This is a genomic window from Arthrobacter sp. 210 2 (assembly GCF_059093025.1).
This window is the reverse complement of record NZ_JBNHIE010000001.1, coordinates 98,439-112,973: the sequence shown is the minus strand read 5'-3', so window position 1 is coordinate 112,973 and position 14,535 is coordinate 98,439. Positions and strand designations below refer to the sequence as shown.

Here is a 14,535-nt window from a genome sequence, read left to right as displayed (position 1 = left end):
TAGCACCGGCGTCGTACGGCTCCTACCCGGTCCCTTTCCACAGCCGTTGCCACCATGAGCGCGGCGCTTCCGGAGACTCCGGCGCAGCCTTAACGGCCCGCGACGCCCGGCGCTGGCGCCAGCGCTCCACTTCCTCGTCAATGTCCCGTGTTTTCGTGATGACCGGCGGGCCGCCCTGGAGCTGTCGCCGTGCGTCGATGACGCGCCTGTTGAAGTCCACCAGGAGGTCCCGGACCTGCTGCTCCGTGTACTGGGCATCGAGCTTTGCATCCAGCTCCGCATCCTCGGTGCGCAGGAGGATTGCGGGCGGGCCCAGGCCGCTGATGTTCTCCCTCTGGAGGAGGCCTTTGACCCACCAGTCGGGATCGTACGACTCCCCCAGCCCTGGAATCGGCTTGCCGGCGTATTTCAGGTTGTCGAACTTCCCCTCCGCCATGGCGTCGCGGACCAGGTATTCGGCCCTGGCGGCGTCGCTCACCTTGCGGCGCTTCTCCCGCTCCTTCTCATCCAGGGCGTCGAGGGCGGCTTCCTCCTCCGCGCTGATTCCCGCTCCGCGGTAGGACCGGACCTCGGCGGCGCGCTCCAGCCGCTTCCGGATATCCCCCGTCCCGCTGCCCATCCGTGCCACCGCCTTACCTCGGTTAGTGCCTTCCTTCAAGTATTTCGAAGCCTTCCGCAGGGTTCAACGCCTGCCTGCACATGATGTGGGAAAGCGCTTCCCGAACTATGCAATACTCTGTCCTATGCCCAACCCCGCACCTGCGTCCAACACCCTCCGCGCCGTCCATCAAGCGTGGGATTCCCCGCGCACCTCGCCGGCCATGAGCAACATGCTGGACCGAGACGAAAGGTTCCGTGTCACCAATCGCTACGTGGAGATCGGTGGAAAACCGGTGATTCCGGTGTCCGGTGAACTCCACTTCAGCAGGGTCCCCCGGGCGCGATGGGAAGAGCGGCTGCGGCTGATGAAAGCCGGCGGCATCACAGTGGTGGCATCCTACATTTTCTGGATCCACCACGAGCGCACGGAGGGAAAGGTCAGTTTCGACGGCGGCCTGGACGTCGCCGCGTTCGTCCGGCTGTGCGCCGAGGCAGGGCTGGACGTGGTGCTGCGGGTGGGCCCCTGGTGCCATGGCGAGGTCCGCAACGGCGGCTTCCCGGACTGGGTGCAGGCGGCCCCGGTAAAGCACCGCACCAACGATGCCGGCTACCTTGAGCTGGCGAAGCGCTGGTTCGGCTACCTGGGGCAGGAGCTGGACGGGCTGATGGGCCCCGGCAGCAACGTGATCGGCATCCAGCTGGAGAACGAACTGTACGACCAGCCCGGGCACATCACCGAGCTCAAGAAGCTTGCACGGAATGCCGGACTGTCCGCCCCGGTCTGGACCGCAACGGCGTGGGGTGGTGCCGAGCTTCCCGACGGCGAGGTCCTGCCGCTTTTCGGCGGTTACGGTGACGGGTTCTGGGTGGATGCCGACTCCCCATGGGATCCTACGTTCCGCGAGCACTACCTCTTCAGCCACGTCTGGGACGACCCCGGCATCGGCGCCGACCTTCGTGAGCAGTTCGGGACCGGCAGCGGGACGCAGGCGCCGCGCACGCCGTCGGCCCTGTTCCCGCCGGCCACCTGCGAGCTTGCGGGCGGCATGGCCACTGCCTACCAGCGCCGGCCGTGGCCGCGGGGGCTCGATGTGGCAGCGGTGGCGCACAACAAGATCGGCAACGGCTCGGCGTGGCAGGGCTACTACATGTTTGCCGGCGGCATGAACCCCGCCGACGGGCTGCAGGAGTCGCAGGCCACGGGGTACCCGAATGACCTGCCCCGGTTCGATTACGACTTCCATGCACCGATCGGAGCATCAGGCCGCCTCGCACCCAGCTTCGCCGCCCTCCGGAAACAGCACGCATTCCTGGCGGCCTTCGGCGACCGCCTCGCAGAGATGCCGTCCACCCTGCCCGAGGTGCTGCCGACCGGGATCGACGACAACGACACCCTTCGGTGGGCCCTCCGCAGCGACGGATCCGCGGGCTTCCTCTTCATCACGTGGCATCAGCCGCACATCCCGCTCGATACTTACCGCGGAGCGCAGTTTGAGGTAATGCTCGACGGCAGCCCGGTCACCTTTCCCGAGGTACCTGTCGACGTGCCGGCGGGAACCATCGCCCACTGGCCGGTGAACCTGGAGGTGGCAGGTGTGACCCTTGAATGGGCCACGGCATCCCCGTTGACAGTGCTGGAAGCTGCGCCGGGCGCTGTACCAACCTTGGTCCTGGCTGCCGAGGCCGGCGTCCCGGTGGAGCTCCGCTTCGCCCGGGGCACCGAGGTCAGTGGCCCCGCCATCTCCGCACCGGGCCGCACACAGCACCTCGCAGCCGACGAACCCGTAGTGCTGACTGCCCAGTCAGGGGACGCCGTCCTCGACGTCCTGCTCCTCCCTGCCGGGCTCGCGGACCAGGCCTGGATCCTGAACACCCGCCGCGGCCGCGACCTGGTGTTCTCCACCGACCCGCTGTGGCTGGACCGCGACGGGCTGCTGGCTGGAAGGTCACAGGGAGAACCCGCGGTGGACCGCTACGACCCGCGGACGCGCTCATTCGTACCCGTGGACATCCGGCACGCGGACCACGTTCCTCGGCGCGAACGCAGCATCGAGGCCCGGCTGGTGCGCCCTGCCCGCCCGGTTCCTGTGTCCTATGGAGAGGCCGCCAACCGGGCCGCCGCTCCCGAACCCGCGGTGATCGACGGACTGGCGCAGACGTACAGCCTGGACCTGCTGGCCGAGGCATTCGCCCAAGCCCACGCAGAGCTTGAGATCCACTGGGCCGGCGATGTTGCCCGCATCCTGGTGGACGGCGTGGCCGTGGCGGACCGGTTCTGGGACGGCTCGCCCTGGCTCGTCAGCGGTGCAGACTGCGGCATCAGGCCCGGCGCCGACGTGGCTTTGCAGATCCTCCCGCTATCTCCACGGGCCAAGGTGGGACTGCCGGCCGAAGCACAACAGCGGAGGGAAACCATACCCGGTGATCTGCTGGCCTTGGACGCGGTCCGGCTGACCACGTGGACCGGGTGGCAGGAGAAGGCGGGGCACAGCGTCGCCTAAGCTGGCACTGTCCCGGACACGGTTGGCAGTTTCCCGGGCAAGCACGGGCCGTCGAAGAGGAGAAGTCCATGGATGCGAGCGGGTCAGCGGAGCGCACGGAGACCTTCACCTGGACCGATCCGCGGATATCGCTGGAACACCTGCCGCGGATGTCCGGCCTGGAGTTCCTCACCGGCATGCGGGACGGCAGCATCCCCCGCCCGCCCATGGCCGCACTCATGAACCTGGATTTGGTGGACGTAGCGTCCGGCCGGGTGGAGTTCGAGTGCCGGCCCGCCGAGGCGCACTACAACCCGCTGGGTGTAGTGCACGGCGGCCTGGCCTGCACTCTCCTGGATACCGTGGTGGGCTGCGCCGCCCACAGCACGCTGGCCCCGGGGTTCGGCTACACCTCCATCGACCTCTCGGTCAGCTACCTTCGCCCCATCACCCTCAAGCACGCCATCCTGCGGGCGGAGGGATCGGTGGTGAAGACGGGATCGCGGGTCATCTTCGCGGAAGGGCGCATCATGGGGCCAACCGGCGAACTCCTGGCCACCGCCACGAGCTCCCTGCTGGTTTTTGCCGTGGCGGCGCCGAAGGAATAGCGGCAGCAGAGGCATATGCACCCAAGGACAGCACACCAAGAGGACAACGAACGACGGCGGGAGGTCCCGCCGTCGTTCGCTGTCCTTGTGGTGTGGCCGGCAGCCTCAGGCGTTGGCGTGCTCGGCGAGGATGGCGTCGATCTGGCCGACGGCCTCTTTCATGCCTTCTTCCATGCCCATCTGGACCATCTGTTCCATCTGCTCCTCGGATTCGAAGGTGGAGAGGATGGTCATCCTGGTGCGGTCGCCGGCGCCTTCGAGGTTGACGGAGGCGTGCGTGGTTCCCAGGGAATCCACGGGCTGGCCGTTGTCATCGGCAAATCCATCGTCAAACGCCAGCCTCTTGGGGCCTTCGACAGTGCTGAAGCGCCACCAGCCGCGGGCTTTTTCACCCTCAGGACCGGTCATGTAGTAGCTGGCCTTCCCGCCCGGCCGGAAGTCGAATTCCTCGAAGGTGGCCGGCCAGGTGGGCGGGCCCCACCAGCGCTCCAGCTGCCGCGGGTCTTCCCAAAGGCGCCAGACACGCTGGATGTCCGCGTCGAACTCGGCAATGAGTGTGAAGCTGAGCGCCTCAAGATTCTTGGTGGAACTGATAACCGACATTGCAGAACCCTTCCTTATCCTTCAGCCAGAATGTCCGCGATCCGGTCAACACGCTGCCGCCAGATCGCCTCGTACTCATCGAGCAGCCGGCGGGCTTTCTGCAGGCCTTCATGGTTACCCCGCACAATCTGCTCCCTTCCGCGCTTCTCCTTGGCGACCAGGGATGCGCGCTCCAACACCGCCACGTGCTTTTGAACCGCGGCGAAACTCATGGCGTAGAGGGCTGCGAGGCCGGAGACCGAGTATTCGCCGACCGTTACGCGCCGCACAATGTCCCGGCGGGTGGAATCGGCGAACGCCTGGAAGAGGCGGTCAAGTTCGGTTTCGCGGAGCTGATCTACAACCATTTGGTTGTACGATAGTCCTCGCGGAAGCGGGAGTCAATGGGTACGTTGAAGCCCATGAGCATTTTCCTTGCCGGCGCCGGGCCGGACCATCTGGCCTTTCCCGACGTGTTTGACAGGTTCGCTCAGGAGGTGTCCCACGCTGCGCGGACGGAACCTGCCCGGATTGCCGTGGTGGTCCATGACCGGGGCGGCAACCCGGAAAGCCGCCTGGCCGAGTACGCGGAACCATTGCGCGCCCGGCTGGCCTGCAACGTGGTGCCGGTGCTGCTGGGCCAGGACGGGCCGGCCGAGCCCGCACTCTTCGACGGGGTGGACGCGGTGGTGGTGGGCGGCGGACTGACGCCCGCCTATATGGAGGGCCTGAACGCCGCGGCTGCCTCTATTGCGCGTCGGGTGGCAAGCGGTGTCCCGTACCTCGGTTTTTCCGCCGGGGCCATGGTCGCTCCCGGAAGGGCACTCATCGGCGGGTACCGCGTGGACGGAACCGAAGTATGCGGCGAGGAGTGCTCGGAGGGGTTGGACCAGCTCGACATCCGGACCGGCCTGCGGCTGGCCCCGTTCACGGTGGATGTCCATGCCGCCCAGGCAGGAACGCTGAGCCGGGCCGTCGCTGCCGTTGCGGCACCGCTCGTGGACAGGGCCGTCGCCATCGACGAAAACACCGCCCTCGTCCTGCCCTCTGCAGGGGCCGAAGATTTCGAGGTGATTGGAACCGGGAACTGCTGGGATATCCGGAGCGCGGCAACCGGCGCGGCAGCATCCGTCACCGTCGCTGTCCTGCGCGCCACCTGACGTCCGGCGGCATGCCCCCGTTGCTGCTACGCGTCGAAGTGCGTCTGGACGCCGCCGCCCGTCAACTGTTCGATCAGCTCCCGGGCAACATCGCGCAGCTTCCGGTTGCGGTTGCTGGAGACCTTGGTGAGGATTTCCATGGCTTCCGCCTGCGAGCAGCGGTTCTGGGCCATGATCACGCCGCAGGCCAGGTTGATCGCCGTCCTGCTTTCGAGTGCCGCCTCAAGGTCGTCAGCGCGGTTCTGGGCAGTATTGATCCGGACGGAGAGGTGCAGGGTGTTGTGGGCGGCCGCGGCAAATCCCACAGCTTTGTCATAGACGTCAGCGGTGAAAGCCCGGGGCTTGGTGGCAAAAAAGTTGAGCGCGGCACTGGCGTCGCCGCTGATCTCCAGCGGCACCCCCAAGGTGCTGTGCACGTTCCGCTCGGCGAGTTCCCGGTTATAGTCAGGCCAGCGTGGATCCTGGGCGACGTCGTCGATCATCACCGCTGACATCTCGCGCAACGCCTTTACGCAGGGGCCATCACCCATGCTTTGCTCGATATGGTCAAGCTCCACCGCCCGTTCACTGCTGCCCGCTGCTGTGGCTGGCCTGCGTTTCAGCTTGAGGGTGACGGCACATTCGATCCGGTCATCGGCCGCTTCCGAAACAGCCGCGGCAGCCATTCCCGACAGCCCCGCCAGGAATCCAACGATGCTCTCCGCGCCCACCAGGATCTCCTGCAGCTGATGCACAGACTCGTTATCCGCAGAACTCGACATGGGGCAATCTTACTGTTGCGCTTCTGCAGCCGCAGCGGGTAAGGGAAAACATGGTGGCATATGCTGGGAATATGGCCCAGCAACTACCCCTCGACGAGCTCAGCACCGTGATCGCTCGCATCCAGGGGCTGCTGCTCACCGAGGAAAAGGTGACGACGGCGGTCCGCCTCCTGGCCCAGGCGGCGAAGGAGTCTGTGCCAGGAACCATCGGTGCCGGTGTTTCACTCCTGGATTCGCGTGGCCGCCGCACCAGCAGCGGCTACACGGACAAAATCGTGGAGCAGGCCGACGCCGCCCAGTACGAACACGGCGAGGGCCCGTGCCTCACCGCGTGGGCCGCGGAGGAGCCGGTGCTGGTGGAAGACGTCCAGTCCGACCAGCGGTGGCCCGAGTGGCGGAATGCGGTCAGGCTGCTGCCTATCCATTCTGTGGTGAGTGCTCCGCTCCTGGCCGGCAAGGAAGCCATCGGCGCCCTGAAACTGTATGCGGCAACCCCTCATACCTACGATGCCTCCAGCCTGAACTTGCTCCAGCTCTTCGCTGCCCCGGCTGCAACGCTGCTCTCGCACGTCCAGGCGAGCGAGGCTCCGAAGAAGATGACGGAAGGCCTGCAGTCATCGCTGCACAGCAGGGACGTGGTGAACCGCGCCTGCGGCGTCCTGATGGAACGGCTGGGTGTTCCGCACACAGCCGCGCTGCAGCAGCTGATGAAGCAGGCCCGGGAAGAGCGCACCACCTTGCAGAACGTCAGCGAATCCGTTCTGGCCGGGACGCCGGCGTCCGGGGACTAGGCGGCGCCCATGGGCTTCGATCCAAACGAACCGGAACAACGGCGCCGGCTCCGCGCAGCAATACGGGCCGCAGACATCACGGTGTCCGAGCTCTGGCTGAAGTACTTCAGCATGGCCGGAGACGCCGGCGAGTATGAAGTGGAGGCATACCTTCAGGGGCTTCTCTCGCTGCCGCCGGTCCAGCGCGACCTGCTGGCCCTCTCCGCCAACGAACTGATCGATGAACTCCCCCGGCCGCGGGCCCCCTACTCGGACGATTTCGCGCCTGAACCCGAGGTTACCGAAAGCCGGGACGAGCGCACCGGCGGGAGCGCCGACGGACGTACTGCCGGGCCAGACGAATAAAGCCGCGCTGCCCGGGAGGGGTTCCTCCTGCCGTATCCGAAACCCCGGCAGGGGCGTAGTGTCGGAAGTAGGAAATTTCGGGATAGCAACAGGATCCGGAGGTTGAATACACGGGCCGGAATGCAATGAGCGCAGGGGCCGACAGCCAGGGTGACAGCAAGGCGCAACTAGGGATCGAGGCCTCATGGCCGGCAGCGATGCACTGACTACCTCCGATGAATATCAGGACCTGCTGCTCGAAAGCGCCGAATTTTCCGACTTCCTCCTGGGCCTCGCCACCATGTCCGCAACATTGCTGGGCGCGGACACGCGTACGGTGTTCTGCACTATCACGGTAGAGCGCAACGGCGCCCCCTCCACGATGTCCAGCAGCAGTGAACTGGGCCGGCGGCTGGACGAGAGGCAGTACGCGGCCGACGCCGGACCATGCCTCACAGCCGTCCGGCAGCAGAGTGCCGTGCTGGTTGAGGACATGGCCACCGACCAGCGGTGGGGAAAGTATGCGCAGGCCGCCCTCAGCGAGGGCGTGCAAGCCATGCTTGCCGTGCCCATCCGCACTGACGGCTCCTCACGCGCGGCGTTGAACTGCTACGCCCGGAAGGCCCACGCATTCGACGAAGAGACCGTCAGCCTCCTGGAAACGCACGCGGCATCGATGTCCCGCATCCTCCGCCTGGCCCTCCGGCTGCACGCGCCGCAGGCCTATCCGGAACACCTCCGCAGCGCGCTGAAGTCCCGCGCCGTAGTTGACGCAGCCATTGCCCTCATCATGCTCCAGCACCGCGGCGGACGGGACGGTGCGCTGGAGCTGCTCCAGCTCGCCGCTGTGTCAAGCAACCGCAGGATCCAGCAGATTGCGACCGACATTGTTGACGGAGGCAGCTTCTCCGCGGCCCGGCTGGATGGAGGGTAGGAATGTATTCTGAGGGGACCGGAGGACCTGAAGAACTGAATGACGCCGCGGAACAGCGGCGGGGAGCAGCGCAACGTTTCCGGGACACGGAGCTCCCGCTGGTCAAGCTGTGGACGTACTACTACGGGATCGGCGGGGACATCGATGAGGTGTCCCTGGACGCGTACCTCAATGAGGCGCTGGACCTCCCGGCCGCGCAGGTTGGGCTCATCACCACGGCGATGGCCGAAATGACGGAAGGTGATACCGAGTGAAGGACCACCACATCTCACCTGAAGGGTCACGGGCCGCAGAGTCTTTGGCGGACACGGAGCTGACGCTGCAGGAAATGGTCCTGCAAAGCCCTGACATCCGGGATTTCCTGGTTGAACTGGCCGTCCTGGCCGCGTCCCGGCTGTCCGTTCCCGGCAACCGCATCCACGGCGGCGTCACGGTGCTTCGGCACAAGCGGCCGGAAGCGGTTGCGTCCAGCGACGCCGTGGCGCACGCCCTTGACGAGATGCAAAACGGATTCGGAGACGGCCCGTGCCTTACCGCCCTCCGGAGCAAAGCCACCGTACTGGTGCCGGACCTCACCGCCGAGCGGCGGTGGGCGCCGTACGTCCGGGCGGCTGCGGGAAAAGGGGTGTCATCCATCCTTGCCGTGCCCCTGGACCTTGCCGGTGAAGCCGAGGCGGTACTTAACCTTTATTCAGGCTGCAGTAACGGTTTCTCCGGTGACGACATCGCCACCGTGGAGGCCTTCGCTCACCAGGCGGCAAGCTCGCTGCGGCTGGTCCTGCGCATCACCCAGCTCAGCGAGGCCAGGAATGATCTGGCCGCGGCGATGCAGTCACGCACCGTGATTGATATGGCCGTGGGCGCCATCATGGCCGAGAACAGGTGCACCCGGGACACAGCGTTTGCCATCCTGACCAAAGCGTCCAGCACGCGCAACACCAAGCTCCGCGACGTGGCGGCATCCGTGATCGCGTCCATCTCCGGGGAGAAACAGATTTCCACCCACTTCGACGTGTGACTGCTAGGAGCCCGGAGCTGTGACCGGCACACCGTTGGCCCCGGAACCTGCTTTCCCCAGGCTCCAATAGCCCCGGAATTCCGAGGATTTCGGATCCACGCCGGCAGCCACCAGGCAGCGGCGAAGGGTCCTGACCGTCCCGGCTTCAGCGCCCACCCACGCATACGTGGAGCGCCAGCCTCCGTTGCGTTCGACGACGGCGTGGACCGCCTGCTCCAGGCGGAGGCCGCGTGGTGCCGCGCCGCCGCCGCGGTTCAGCCAGGTGATCCGTACGCCGCTGCGCGTGGCCAGGGGAAGGACGTCCGCGGCTTCGGGGACTTCCAGGAAAGCGTGCCCGCCGATGTGGGGCGGAAGCGTTTCGAGGATGGAACTGATGGCGGGGACCGCCGTTTCGTCACCGGCCAGGAGGACGTGCTCCGCGCTGCCCGGCTTCCAGTTGATCCCCGCTTCGGGTAAAGGCGTGGCGGGGGTCACCGCAGTGGCGTCCGGGCCCACAAACCACGCCCGGCAGCCGGCCTCCGCCTCCTGCGCCCACCGCGATCCCGGCCCTGCATGGTGGCCGGGTCGCTGATGCAGCACAAAGTCGATATCGAGTTCCGGACCCGCAGGCGCATGCCGCAGGGCCCGGACGGTGTAGCTGCGGATGGAGCCGCGGCCGGGTTGCTCCTGCCGGAGCCAGTCCTGGTACCACCCCGCCTGCAGGAGTCCGCCGGGCGTGCCCGGCGGTTGGAGGTCATGGCCGGGGGTGGGCAGCAGCAGCTTGATGCGGAGGTCCAGGGTAGGTCCGGGCACCCCGAACGCCTGCAGCGCCGGACCGGTGAACGTGATGCGGCGGAAGCGCGGGCTCAGGTCCCGCACTTCCGACACCACGGCCTCGAACACCCGCACGGGGTGCCGGGAAACCAGGGTTGCGGCAGCCATCAGGGGCATTACGGCAGCTGCGGATCCACGCCGTAGTGCTTGGCCAGGTCAGTGATCACAGCGTGGGCGCCCTGAATACTGACCGAAGCCAGGAACGTGGCGTCGTCAACGTTAATGACCTCGCCCTGGAGCCGCTCCCACAACGGGTTCGACTGGAACGCTTCCTGCTGCGCGCGGGCCTTGTCACCTTCGGCTCCGGCCGGGGTGAAGGCGCTGACCATCACCAGTCCGGCGTCGCCCTGGAGGATCTGCTCGGCGGACAGCGGTACGAAGATCTCCTTCTCGCTGTCCGGCTGGTCCTTGGGGCGCGGAATGTTCATGTCCGCCATGATCTCGCCAATGAAGGAGTTCGAGGAGTACAGCCGCGCGGTGTCGCCGCCGGTGAAACGGATGAGGGAGTAGGTTGCGTCCGGCTTCTTGGCCAGGATCTCGGCTCCCACCTTCGCGGCGCGGTCCTCGTAGGCCTTGACCAGTTCCTCGGCCTTGGCCTTCTTGCCCAGCGCCTCGCCCAGGAAAACGACGTTTTCCTTCCAGGTGGGTCCGGTGCTCACGGAGAAAATGGTGGGCGCGATCTTGGACAGCTGCGAGTACAGGGCCTCGTGGCGGACTTTCGCCGACACGATCAGGTCCGGCTGCAGTTCCAGGATCTTTTCCAGGTTGGGCTCGGCCAGGGTGCCGACGTTCACCGAATCCTTGGTGGCATCGGCTACATCGCCGAGGTAAGGGGCGAACGGAGCGTTGGGGTCCTGCCGGTACTGCACGTAACCCACCAGGTCAGCCTCGAGCAGCAGGGCGGCATCGATGTAGCTGGGGTCCAGCGCAACAACGCGCTTGGGGACCGTTTCGATGCTGGTTGAACCCATGGTGTGTTCCATGGTCAGCGGAAATCCTGCTGCTTCGGGAGCGGCGGAAGTGGTGTCACTGGTGGTGGCGGCCGGGGAGCCGCAGGCCGCGGTGGCCAGGAGTACCAGGCCGGCGGCAGCAGCGGTGAACTGCTGGACAATGCGAATTTTCACGGGGAATGCCTTCACAAACGATGCGGGGATGCGACGCATTAGGTAAGGCTTACCTGCGCCTGCCGTAGACTGTAGCAGGATTTGGCGGATTAGCTCACAAACCCGTGACGTAATAGAAGGTCCCATGTGAAAACCCTGAACGCAGAGCCGTCTCCGGATGTGGCCCGGACGGACCCGGCGCTGGTCGCTGCGCCGGCACCACGGCGGAGGGCGCCGCGGAACCGCATGGTTTGGCTGCTGGTATCGGCCCTGGCACTGTTTGCCGCCTGCGTGCTCAGCATCTGCATCGGAGGGCAACCGTCTTCCCTCCAGGAGGCCTGGCACGCGGTGTTCACCCCCACGGGCAACGTCATGGACGTGACCATTCGCGAGCTGCGTTGGCCCCGCACAGTCCTGGGAATCTGCGCCGGGATCTGCCTGGGCCTGGCAGGAACCCTGGTGCAGGGCCATACCCGGAACCCGGTAGCGGACCCCGGCCTGCTCGGCATCAACCAGGGCGCGGCGTTGGCTATCGTGGCTGCCACCGCCCTGGCCGGCGACCTTCCAGCCCTGACCCAGGCGGCGCTGGCCTTTGCCGGGGCACTCGTTGCCAGTGTCGTGGTGTTCATGATCGGATCGGCAGCCCGGTACGGTGCCACCCCGGTCACACTGGTCCTGGCTGGAGCGGCGGTGACCGCTTTGTGCTCAGGGCTGGTGGCAGGAATTGTCCTCCTCAATGACCAAGCCTTGGACACCCTGCGGTTCTGGCAGGTGGGTTCGCTGGCGGGACGGACCGGGGTCCTGGAGCTGGTCTGGCCCTTCATCGCCGCCGGCGTTGTGCTGGCCCTGCTCAACATCCGGGCCTTGAACGCCCTTGCGCTGGGCTCGGACGCCGCTGTTTCCCTGGGTATTTCAGTACTGCGGGCGCGGGCCGTGGGCATCGGCGCTGTCACGCTCCTGGCAGGAACCGCTGTAACCCTGGCAGGCCCCATCGCCTTCGCCGGACTGCTGGTCCCGCACATCACCCGTGCCATCACCGGGCCGGACTACCGCTGGCTGGTGCCGCTCTCGCTCTTTACCGGGGCAACCGTCGTGCTCCTCGCCGATACCGCCGGCCGCCTTATTGCCCGGCCCGGCGAACTGTCCGTCGCCGTGGTCCTGGCAGTGGTGGGAGCACCTTTCTTTGTGTACCTCGCCCGGCGCCGGAGGCTGGCAACGCTATGACAGTTCTCCAGAGAACCCGGCTGCAGGCCAGCCCGGGTGCCACAAAAATCAGGGCGCTGCGCGTCGGCCCGGTATCCATCCGGCTCAACGTCCGCGTGATGGTGGTGGCCTCGCTGCTGATCCTGGCAGCGGTGGCGGCCATGGCCCTGCACGTCGCTTTCGGCGGCACCCCCATGGCCTACCCGGACGTCCTCAGGGCGCTGCTGGGCGACGAGTCCAATACGAGGATCCACCTGGCCGTCACGGAGTTCCGCGCACCCAGGATGGTGGCCGCGGTCGTGGTCGGTGCATCCCTCGCTGCGGCAGGAGCCATCACCCAGACCGTGGCGCGCAATCCCCTCGCGAGCCCCGACCTGCTGGGGGTGACGGCAGGCGCGTCACTGGGGGCTGTCAGCGTGCTGGTGATTGCCGGCGGGGGCCACGCTGGGCTCAGCGGCCTCGCGGCGACCGTGGGCATGCCCGCTGCGGCGTTCACCGCGGGCATCCTCAGCGGCGTGGCCGTGTACCTGCTGTCCTACCGGCGGGGCCTGGACAGCTACCGGCTGGTGCTGGCCGGCCTGGGCATCTCCGGACTCGCCGCGAGCCTGACCACCTGGATCCTCACCCTGGGCGACGTGACCAGCGCAGCCCAGGCGCTGACCTGGATGATGGGTTCACTGAACGGAAAAGACTGGGAGACCGTGCAGCCCATGGCGCTCAGCGCTGCCGTGCTGCTCCTTGCCGCCATGGCCACCGGACGCTGGCTGCTGCTGACCAGCCTGGGCGAGGACACCGCCGTCGGGCTTGGCACCCGGATAGGTGCCGTCCGCCTGATAGTCCTGGCGCTCGCCGTCCTCCTGGCGTCCGTGGCCACGGTGACTGCTGGTCCGGTGGCGTTCGTTGCGCTGGCCAGCCCGCGGATTGCCCGGGCCCTGACCTCCACGGTGATTCCCTCCGTGGGAGTATCCGCGCTGGTGGGCGCGATTTTCGTGCTGCTGGCCGACACCCTGTCCGCCAATGCCCTTGCTGCCCCCTTGCCGGTAGGCGTGGCCACGGCCGTGCTGGGGGCACCGTTCCTGATCCACCTGATCCTCAAATACCAGCGGAGGCTGAGTTGAACACGTCCTTGGAGCAGCAGGAGGGCCTCCGGGCCCAGGACCTCAGCCTTGGCTACGACGGCGGCAACATCATCAGCGGGCTCTCGCTGACCATTCCCAATGCCCGGGTAACGTCGATCATCGGGCCCAACGGATGCGGAAAGTCAACGCTGCTGAGGGGCCTGGGCCGGCTGCTCAGCCCCAGGTCCGGCGAGGTTTTCCTCGACGGCGCACCCCTGCGCCAGCATTCCACCCGCCATATCGCCACCCGCATCAGCGTGCTGCCGCAGACGCCCACGGCGCCGTCGGGACTCACGGTGGCGGACCTCGTTTCGCGGGGCCGGCACCCGCGGCAGAAGTGGTACCAGCAGTTTTCCGCCTCCGACGAATTGGTGGTGGAGTCCGCACTGGAAGCCACAGACATCCTGGACCTCGCCGATACGCCCCTGGAGGACCTCTCCGGCGGGCAGCGCCAGCGGGCCTGGATTTCCATGACCCTGGCCCAGGAGACGGGAATCCTGCTGCTGGATGAACCCACCACCTACCTGGACCTGGCCCACCAGGTTGACGTGCTGGAACTCGTCCGCCGGTTGAACCGCGAACACCACCGGACCGTGGTGATGGTGCTGCACGACATCTCGCTCGCGGCCCGGTACTCGGACCACATCGTGGCCATGAAGGACGGTGCCATCGTGGCGCAGGGCACCCCGGCCAAGGTCATCACCTCCGAGCGGCTGCTGGATGTATTTGGCCTGGACGCCCACGTGGTGCCGGAACCCACGGAGGGCCGCCCGCACGTCATCCCGCTGGGAACAGTAGGGGCCCCGGCGGCCGACACTGTGCCCCTGGTCAGACGTGATGCGATTCACTCGCAATAAAAGGCGATTTGGTTGAGAGTGCCGTTTCGGTTTGTGCACCATGGAAGGGCAGGGTTGGACACTTCCAGCCCTATCCATCCTGGTGACGCAATGAGGCCCACCGGTTGCCCTTGGGGGCCGCCGACGCCGCAGGGCGTGAGCAGGCCATTTCCCCGGCCCGGCCGGACCGAAACAAGGAAGTAC

17 protein-coding genes are annotated in these 14,535 nt (G+C 66.8%); 11 read left to right on the top strand and 6 right to left on the bottom strand.

Annotated features, from left to right (window positions below; all coding sequences use genetic code 11):
* Positions 1–22 precede the first annotated feature (22 nt).
* Positions 23–619, bottom strand: a complete 597-nt coding sequence (locus AC5RWA_RS00535) for a DnaJ family domain-containing protein (protein WP_494056143.1) — start codon at positions 617–619, stop codon at positions 23–25.
* Positions 620–743: 124 nt separating this feature from the next.
* Between AC5RWA_RS00535 and AC5RWA_RS00530 the strand changes: the two genes are divergently transcribed.
* Entirely contained in the window at positions 744–3,101 is a 2,358-nt protein-coding gene (locus AC5RWA_RS00530; RefSeq protein WP_494056142.1) for a beta-galactosidase, read from the top strand.
* 68 nt (positions 3,102–3,169) lie between these two features.
* Positions 3,170–3,688, top strand: a complete 519-nt coding sequence (locus tag AC5RWA_RS00525; protein WP_494056141.1) for a PaaI family thioesterase — start codon at positions 3,170–3,172, stop codon at positions 3,686–3,688.
* 105 nt (positions 3,689–3,793) lie between these two features.
* Here the strand turns inward: AC5RWA_RS00525 and AC5RWA_RS00520 are convergent, their stop codons facing one another.
* Together AC5RWA_RS00520 and AC5RWA_RS00515 are read right to left on the bottom strand one after the other, a co-directional pair.
* Positions 3,794–4,291, bottom strand: a complete 498-nt coding sequence (locus AC5RWA_RS00520; protein ID WP_115523878.1) for an SRPBCC family protein — start codon at positions 4,289–4,291, stop codon at positions 3,794–3,796.
* Positions 4,292–4,305: 14 nt separating this feature from the next.
* Positions 4,306–4,638 (bottom strand): ArsR/SmtB family transcription factor, encoded by a 333-nt coding sequence (locus AC5RWA_RS00515; RefSeq protein ID WP_494056140.1) that lies wholly within the window; start codon positions 4,636–4,638, stop codon positions 4,306–4,308.
* A 54-nt stretch (positions 4,639–4,692) separates the two neighbouring features.
* On the opposite strand from AC5RWA_RS00515, the gene AC5RWA_RS00510 reads away from it, so the two are divergent.
* On the top strand, positions 4,693–5,430 hold the full coding sequence (locus tag AC5RWA_RS00510; protein ID WP_494056139.1) for a Type 1 glutamine amidotransferase-like domain-containing protein: 738 nt from the start codon (positions 4,693–4,695) through the stop codon (positions 5,428–5,430).
* A gap of 26 nt (positions 5,431–5,456) precedes the next feature.
* Here AC5RWA_RS00510 and AC5RWA_RS00505 read toward each other — a convergent pair whose 3' ends face one another.
* Positions 5,457–6,191, bottom strand: coding sequence for a GAF and ANTAR domain-containing protein (locus AC5RWA_RS00505; RefSeq protein ID WP_079595041.1), 735 nt, complete (start codon positions 6,189–6,191; stop codon positions 5,457–5,459).
* A gap of 71 nt (positions 6,192–6,262) precedes the next feature.
* Here AC5RWA_RS00505 and AC5RWA_RS00500 point away from each other — a divergent pair, with 71 nt between their 5' ends.
* The 5 genes from AC5RWA_RS00500 (at position 6,263) to AC5RWA_RS00480 (ending at position 9,258) form a co-directional block, all read left to right on the top strand.
* Entirely contained in the window at positions 6,263–6,982 is a 720-nt protein-coding gene (locus AC5RWA_RS00500) for a GAF and ANTAR domain-containing protein (RefSeq protein ID WP_494056138.1), read from the top strand.
* Between the two features lie 9 nt (positions 6,983–6,991).
* Positions 6,992–7,327: a hypothetical protein gene (locus tag AC5RWA_RS00495; protein ID WP_494056137.1), complete on the top strand. Its 336-nt coding sequence runs from the start codon at positions 6,992–6,994 to the stop codon at positions 7,325–7,327.
* Between the two features lie 184 nt (positions 7,328–7,511).
* The gene (locus AC5RWA_RS00490; RefSeq protein ID WP_275727130.1) at positions 7,512–8,240 is read left to right on the top strand and encodes a GAF and ANTAR domain-containing protein; all 729 of its coding nucleotides are present in this window, start codon (positions 7,512–7,514) and stop codon (positions 8,238–8,240) included.
* 2 nt (positions 8,241–8,242) lie between these two features.
* Positions 8,243–8,494 carry a hypothetical protein gene (locus tag AC5RWA_RS00485; RefSeq protein WP_079595045.1) on the top strand — a complete coding sequence of 84 codons (252 nt, stop codon included), beginning with the start codon at positions 8,243–8,245 and terminating at the stop codon, positions 8,492–8,494.
* A complete protein-coding gene (locus tag AC5RWA_RS00480; RefSeq protein WP_494056136.1) occupies positions 8,491–9,258 on the top strand; it encodes a GAF and ANTAR domain-containing protein in 768 nt (255 codons plus the stop codon). Before AC5RWA_RS00485 ends, AC5RWA_RS00480 begins: the two co-directional genes overlap by 4 nt.
* A gap of 3 nt (positions 9,259–9,261) precedes the next feature.
* Here the strand turns inward: AC5RWA_RS00480 and AC5RWA_RS00475 are convergent, their stop codons facing one another.
* Both AC5RWA_RS00475 and AC5RWA_RS00470 read right to left on the bottom strand, forming a co-directional pair.
* Positions 9,262–10,179 (bottom strand): siderophore-interacting protein, encoded by a 918-nt coding sequence (locus AC5RWA_RS00475; protein WP_494056135.1) that lies wholly within the window; start codon positions 10,177–10,179, stop codon positions 9,262–9,264.
* Positions 10,180–10,187: 8 nt separating this feature from the next.
* Positions 10,188–11,195: an ABC transporter substrate-binding protein gene (locus tag AC5RWA_RS00470; RefSeq protein ID WP_494056134.1), complete on the bottom strand. Its 1,008-nt coding sequence runs from the start codon at positions 11,193–11,195 to the stop codon at positions 10,188–10,190.
* Positions 11,196–11,321: 126 nt separating this feature from the next.
* Between AC5RWA_RS00470 and AC5RWA_RS00465 the strand changes: the two genes are divergently transcribed.
* The 3 genes from AC5RWA_RS00465 to AC5RWA_RS00455 are packed head-to-tail and all read left to right on the top strand — an operon-like array spanning position 11,322 to position 14,352.
* On the top strand, positions 11,322–12,398 hold the full coding sequence (locus tag AC5RWA_RS00465) for a FecCD family ABC transporter permease (RefSeq protein WP_494056133.1): 1,077 nt from the start codon (positions 11,322–11,324) through the stop codon (positions 12,396–12,398).
* Positions 12,395–13,495 (top strand): FecCD family ABC transporter permease, encoded by a 1,101-nt coding sequence (locus AC5RWA_RS00460; protein WP_494056132.1) that lies wholly within the window; start codon positions 12,395–12,397, stop codon positions 13,493–13,495. Before AC5RWA_RS00465 ends, AC5RWA_RS00460 begins: the two co-directional genes overlap by 4 nt.
* The gene (locus AC5RWA_RS00455) at positions 13,492–14,352 is read left to right on the top strand and encodes an ABC transporter ATP-binding protein (RefSeq protein ID WP_494056131.1); all 861 of its coding nucleotides are present in this window, start codon (positions 13,492–13,494) and stop codon (positions 14,350–14,352) included. Before AC5RWA_RS00460 ends, AC5RWA_RS00455 begins: the two co-directional genes overlap by 4 nt.
* The last annotated feature ends 183 nt before the right edge of the window (positions 14,353–14,535 follow it).